The organism is Endozoicomonas sp. (genome assembly GCF_051008435.1).
In the GTDB taxonomy this organism is placed as follows: domain Bacteria; phylum Pseudomonadota; class Gammaproteobacteria; order Pseudomonadales; family Endozoicomonadaceae; genus Endozoicomonas_A.
In genome coordinates, this window is the sequence record NZ_JBPCXO010000205.1 from 1 (window position 1) to 5,614 (window position 5,614).

A 5,614-nucleotide genomic window follows, 5' to 3' on the forward strand; every position below is an offset into this window, starting at 1 on the left:
AGGTAGCGAGCGCAGGCGAGACAAGGCAAAAAATGACGAAAAAGCGGAGTTTACATTCAGTAAATGAGCATTTTGAGTCATTTTTTAACGACGTATCGGCAAGCGCAGCCCTTTTGCGACAGCCTCCCCGGGTCGAACTTATTGTGAATCAACCGGCGTTGACTGAAGCAGAGCCTCAGGCCCTGATGCCTGTTGGTTCAGGTGTTCATGAAGGAGGCTCCGGTGTGATGATGGTGCCTGTTGTTAATGATCCTGCTCCAGCAATCATTCCTGTCTCTGAGATGCTGACACTGCAGCCTGTGGCTATCCAGCCTCTGAATGTATTCGATCAGCCAAATGCTGCTCAGCCGGTGACGCCATATCATGATCTCGTACCCATGAATCAAGGGGGCGGTGAGTTCTTGGACCAGCCTAAGTCTGTCACTATGCCAGAGCCTTCTTTCGATCAGACTGTCGTGGTCAGCCCCTTCAAGGGGGATGCTCATACCAGTGGTACAGCTGGAGCTGGAGGCTTCAATATTAACCCTTCCAAACCGGTTCCGACGAAAGGCTCTAAAGGCAAGAAAGTCTTTCATGAGAAGCGGTCTGCTTTCAAAGCTACCAATACCAGTAAATCGGTTCCTACGGCTACTGTCGCTCCCACTAAGACCGCAACTGCAACAGTAAAAGCAACACAGACAGTCGCTTCAACTCCTGTCCAGCGATTGGCTGCAAAGGCAACGGGTTCACACCAGTTCAAACAATTGCTCGCGAAAGAGCGTCCCGTAAGGGTCGTGCTGCCAAAAAGTCAGGTTCTTAAGGATTGGCCCGTTTTTGCCCATGATGAAACCTAAATATACCCGGGGCAATCCGTCACTCTTAAAGATGTTTTCGAAGGAAATCTGGCTACGGTGATAGGTTCAGAACCCGCTTTTGGGGCAGTAGAAGCAAGAAACCGCTTTTACCATGAAAGGCTGCAGTTTGTACTGGAAAAAGAGCACAGCTATATCCAGCAGTTGTTTCCCATCTGGGACAACAAATCTACCCTTAATCCCAAGGCTCCATTGTTGACGAAAAAGATGGTTGAGAGCATTCAGGGGGATCCGGCTTTGCTGCAAAAAGTCACCGCTAATATCGATATGATGATGGATTTCTGGGGGCTGAGAAGAGTGGGTGATACCTTTGAAGTAGTACAGGTATTGGGTAGCCGGCATCGAAAATGGACTCAGGCAGATCATAACTTGAGACGGGTTACACGGGTGATTACCTTCCTGGCATCTGTTGGCTTTAAGACAGCAGCCAGGAACCTTGAAAGCACCATGAATGGCTATCGTGGGAAAGGGCGTGCAAACACCTATTGGAGCGATGCGCTCTGGCAAAATATGTATCACACAGACAAGGATTTGTTTTTGGGGAATTATGAAGGTAGGGGCCAGTAATGCCAGGAGCCCGTCGGGCTTATGCTTTCGAGTATAAGTCCGGCAGGCTCCTGGCCCCATCGACAAGAATCAGGTCTCTATTGGTTGATGTAATCAACAATATAGGCCTTGATCTCTTCCAGTCTGGGGTGCACTTGAGCGGGAAGCTTGGCTTTCAGGTCCTGAAACAGGTGATCAGCATCTAAAAGATAATCGCTGTTGCCTTTTTCAAACTCGTAGAACACGTATTCTCTGTTCAGACTGTAATAATTGCTCGCACCAAACCATCCCAGATAGTGATTGGTTTCCAGTACGTTGTAACAGGCCAGAGTACTGTCAACGGTCTCCATTCCGAACTCTTCCTGATCGTATATCAGAGTCATGTTCATATATTCCTGGCTCAAGGGCATATCCATGAAGGCTCCCAGACCTTCTGGTGCTACCTTTTTGGCGACGATGTCACTGGTGCCTTTATTGGACAGCACAGACGGTGTGAGTCTGCCAGTTGAAATAGCGTAATCAACACAGCTGAATTCCTGATAGGTTTCATCAAACTTTTTAAGGAATTGGAAAAGTTGCTTTTCTGTGTCAGATGGATTTTTGTGTTCTACTGGTGTGGTCAGGAACTTTGCCCGGGCAGGACTTTCAGCCTGTATGCGCAGAGACAGGTAGTGCTCTTCATCTTCGTAGAACACCTCAGCCAGATCGAAGTTTAATGAGGATACATCAACATTCTTCAGAGGTATGGAAGTATATTCCTCTCCGTTATAGTCAGTGTATTTTTGAGTGGGGCCCTGAGCCTGAGTGAAGGTCGCTGTCAGTACAAACAGGGTAGTTATTATTCTTTTCAGGTTCTTCACTTTTTTACTCCAGTAGTGATTATGAACCTTACCTGAGACTCAAAGAACCGCTATAAGTTCACTGTTTCAGCCGTCAGAGCACTGTCTGACTATGGTTCTTCAGCACCAAAGAGAAGATTCCGTCAAGAAACCTTGGTTGACTCTACCTATACTTTTATATGAACATTTCATGAACAGGGCACTATTCAGGAGGGGAATTGACATGGCGGACTCCAGGGAGACCATCCGATCATTGTTTGACCTGCAGGCTGAAAACTACAGTCACCAGAACAGTGCTGGCATGCTGGATCATTATGCACCAGAAGAAGACCTGCTTTTCTGGAGCTCGGAAGGAGCCCAGATAAACGGTCATGAGGCCCTGAAGATTTGGTATGAGACACTCTTCAACCAGTTTGAAATCCTGTCAGTCAAATACCGTATTGAATCTGCCTGGGAGGGGGACGGACAAATTTCCTGCAGCAGCACCTGGCAGTTTGAAACCCGACTTAAGGGCATAGAGGGAGCCGTGGTAGAGCTGCAATCTCTGCGAGCCACCCACGTTTTGCGCCAATATCAGGGCCAATGGAAAATAGCCCATATACACTCTTCTTCCATCGGTCAGGCGTCAGCGGATTTTCCCGCCAGCTGACAAATCTCTGAAGCAGGTGGGTGACATCGACCCGACCTGCTAGCTTTCTCATTTCACTCTTCTTTTTCCGGATAGGGATAGAGCTTATCCAAAGCAATGGACTGTCCGTTCTCCATCACTTGTCTGGCGTGATAGCGCCGTAGTTTTCGAGGCTCATCAACACCACAGGAGTGTGCAATCAATTCAATATCATGAACCAGGTTGTCGTGGTAACTGGCCACTCTTTCTGCCTTATCTCCGGGTACCAGCCCTCGCTGCAGCTTTTGAATATGAGTTGTGATTCCGGTTGGGCAGGTGTTTTTGTTGCACTGTAATGCCTGAATGCAGCCCAAAGCTAACATGAAGCCTCTGGCAGACACCATGAAGTCAGCACCTACGCACAGGGCCCAGGCGGCATCGGAAGGGTTGATCAGTTTGCCAGAGCAAATCAGTCGGATGCGCTTACGCAGGCCTTTTTCCATCAGCAGATTATGTACAAAAGGCAGGCTCTCTCCTAAAGGCAGGCCTACATCATCCATCAATGCCATGGGGGCAGCTCCGGTACCACCGTCACAACTGTCAATAGTCATGAAGTCAGGTGCTGATTCCAGTCCTCTTTTCTGGATTTCATCACACAGGTCATAGAGCCAGTTGTCTGCACCCAATACAAACTTGAGGCCTACGGGTTTACCCGTTACTGTCCGGATTCTATGGATCATGTCCAGCAGGTCACCGGTAGAATTGATTTCCGGGTGTCTATTGGGACTGATGGAATCTTCGCCCATGGGAATCAGTCGGATTTTTGAAATTTCTTCTGTGACCTTGGCCGCAGGCAAAATACCGCCCTTGCCGGGTTTGGCGCCCTGGCTCAACTTGATTTCAAACATGCGAACTTGTTCGTGAGCTGCCACTTCTTTCAGGCGGTCATCACTCAGATTCCCTTGCTCGTCTCTTACGCCATATTTAGCCGTACCAATCTGGAAGACAATATCGCAGCCCCCTTCCAGGTGATAAGGAGACAATCCGCCTTCACCGGTGTTGTACCAGCAACCTGCCATCCGGGCGCCATTGGAAAGGGCTCTGACGGCAGGCACAGAAAGTGCTCCAAAACTCATGCCTGAAATATTGAAAACGGAAGCCGGTCGGTAAGGTTTTTTACAGTCAGGACCTATTAATACGCTGGCAGTTTCCCTGGCGTCTTCTGTCAGGGTTGGGTAGGGGCAGTTGAGAAACAGGACCGAGCCCCGTTCACGAATCGGCTTACTGGAGCCGAAGGCAACAGTTCGGTCGACATTCTTGGCAGCGCGGTAAACCCAGGCACGCTGGGCACGGTTGAAAGGCATTTCTTCTCGGTCACCGGCAAAGAAATACTGACGGAAAAACTCACCGACGTGTTCAAAAAAATACCGAAAGCGGCCAATCACCGGGTAGTTTCTGCGAATGGTGTGGCTGGTTTGATGTTTGTCAGCCATATACATAAAGAGGATGGCCACAACCCCAATACCCAGGAGGAAAATAAACAGTGAGGCCATGATCTGCAGAATGGCCGTGATGAAGGCTACAAATTCATGATCGAGCAGTTCCATGCCCATACTCATATCCATTTTCAAAATCCTTTGTTATTCAGCGGTATTGGAGACTTCTGTCGGCAGAAGCGGTTCTGACACCAGTGTTCATCTTCTTATACGAGTAAACCGGTTGCCAGGTTTCAGGGATTTTATTGGCGCTTAATGCGTCGAGTCATCTTCGATTGAGATGTCTGTCAGAGGCTCTAACCGATTAGTTAGCCCGATAAGGAACATCGTTCTGAATTTGGAGTCACAGGAATAGTCACCAGAAAAGGAATTGAATATGACCCCTTCCCAGGAAGCCGGTAACCGATCTCAAGAGTGCTATCAGGGAGGAACAGCCGACGAGAAACAACCAGGCTCTGGCACCAGCAAGCCCAAAAAAGAGACTACAACTGCCACTACAGCAAGAGGGGCTTCGGTCACCTGTACGGTGGAAACCTCTACTTCCGTTACCCGAAAAAAAACAACGCCTGTTCTGGAACAGAGTGAGAAAGTCGTCGAGAAAACATTACCCAGGAGAGATACTCGAAAATGGAAGGGGGATTCTGAACAGCGCCTTTCACTGGATGAGAAAAGATTCCGTGTTCCCAAACACAGCAGTTCAGAGCAGAAGAGAGTAACAGGGCGTGGGAAGCGATCAGAGAAAGTGAAAATGGCAGCTAAAGAGATGAAAACGGTAGCCATGACCCTGCAGCTTGATGATCTGGTGGTCAGGGCCAGAGAGCTGGATCAAAAAATGAAGAACTGTAAAGCCAGTGGGGAGAAACTTCCATTACAGAAAAAACCAAGGCTTAAAGCCCAGGCTTTGCAACTTATCAAGAATTATGAACAGTACTTATGTGAAAACCCCGATGAAGCGCAGTCTCTGGCAGTGTTGAAGCGGCAGGTTATTCAGTTTCATACAGGCAAACATCAGATTATAAGGTTGTCTATCTGTCATTTGAAATCACAAATGCTGCCCATGGCCGAAGCGCTTGCTGAAGATATGGGAGCCAGCCTCGAGCGTATTGATGTTAAGAGCATGGCACCCTTCATCAAGAATTATCTGAATCCTTATCGGTTGAGCGTAAAACCCCGTACTTTGAGTGCGGGGATGTAAGCTCGTCGGCGATAGCCGACTAATGCGGTGTTCTCTGCTGCTGAACGTACTGTTTGATGACTTCTATAGGAGCGCCACCG

6 protein-coding genes are annotated in these 5,614 nt (G+C 48.5%); 4 read left to right on the forward strand and 2 right to left on the reverse strand.

Features of this window, described 5'->3' with window-relative positions; translation table 11 throughout:
* Both ACR2PX_RS10555 and ACR2PX_RS10560 read left to right on the forward strand, forming a co-directional pair.
* The coding region (locus ACR2PX_RS10555; RefSeq protein WP_433999318.1) for a hypothetical protein at positions 1-833 on the forward strand (833 nt) is incomplete at its 5' end.
* 57 nt (positions 834-890) lie between these two features.
* The gene (locus ACR2PX_RS10560) at positions 891-1,418 is read left to right on the forward strand and encodes an opioid growth factor receptor-related protein (protein WP_433999319.1); all 528 of its coding nucleotides are present in this window, start codon (positions 891-893) and stop codon (positions 1,416-1,418) included.
* A 77-nt stretch (positions 1,419-1,495) separates the two neighbouring features.
* Here the strand turns inward: ACR2PX_RS10560 and ACR2PX_RS10565 are convergent, their stop codons facing one another.
* A complete protein-coding gene (locus tag ACR2PX_RS10565; RefSeq protein ID WP_433999320.1) occupies positions 1,496-2,257 on the reverse strand; it encodes a hypothetical protein in 762 nt (253 codons plus the stop codon).
* Positions 2,258-2,459: 202 nt separating this feature from the next.
* Here ACR2PX_RS10565 and ACR2PX_RS10570 point away from each other — a divergent pair, with 202 nt between their 5' ends.
* The gene (locus ACR2PX_RS10570; protein ID WP_433999321.1) at positions 2,460-2,885 is read left to right on the forward strand and encodes a YybH family protein; all 426 of its coding nucleotides are present in this window, start codon (positions 2,460-2,462) and stop codon (positions 2,883-2,885) included.
* A 53-nt stretch (positions 2,886-2,938) separates the two neighbouring features.
* Here the strand turns inward: ACR2PX_RS10570 and ACR2PX_RS10575 are convergent, their stop codons facing one another.
* Positions 2,939-4,468: an FMN-binding glutamate synthase family protein gene (locus ACR2PX_RS10575; RefSeq protein ID WP_433999322.1), complete on the reverse strand. Its 1,530-nt coding sequence runs from the start codon at positions 4,466-4,468 to the stop codon at positions 2,939-2,941.
* 247 nt (positions 4,469-4,715) lie between these two features.
* On the opposite strand from ACR2PX_RS10575, the gene ACR2PX_RS10580 reads away from it, so the two are divergent.
* Positions 4,716-5,534 (forward strand): hypothetical protein, encoded by an 819-nt coding sequence (locus ACR2PX_RS10580; RefSeq protein WP_433999323.1) that lies wholly within the window; start codon positions 4,716-4,718, stop codon positions 5,532-5,534.
* The last annotated feature ends 80 nt before the right edge of the window (positions 5,535-5,614 follow it).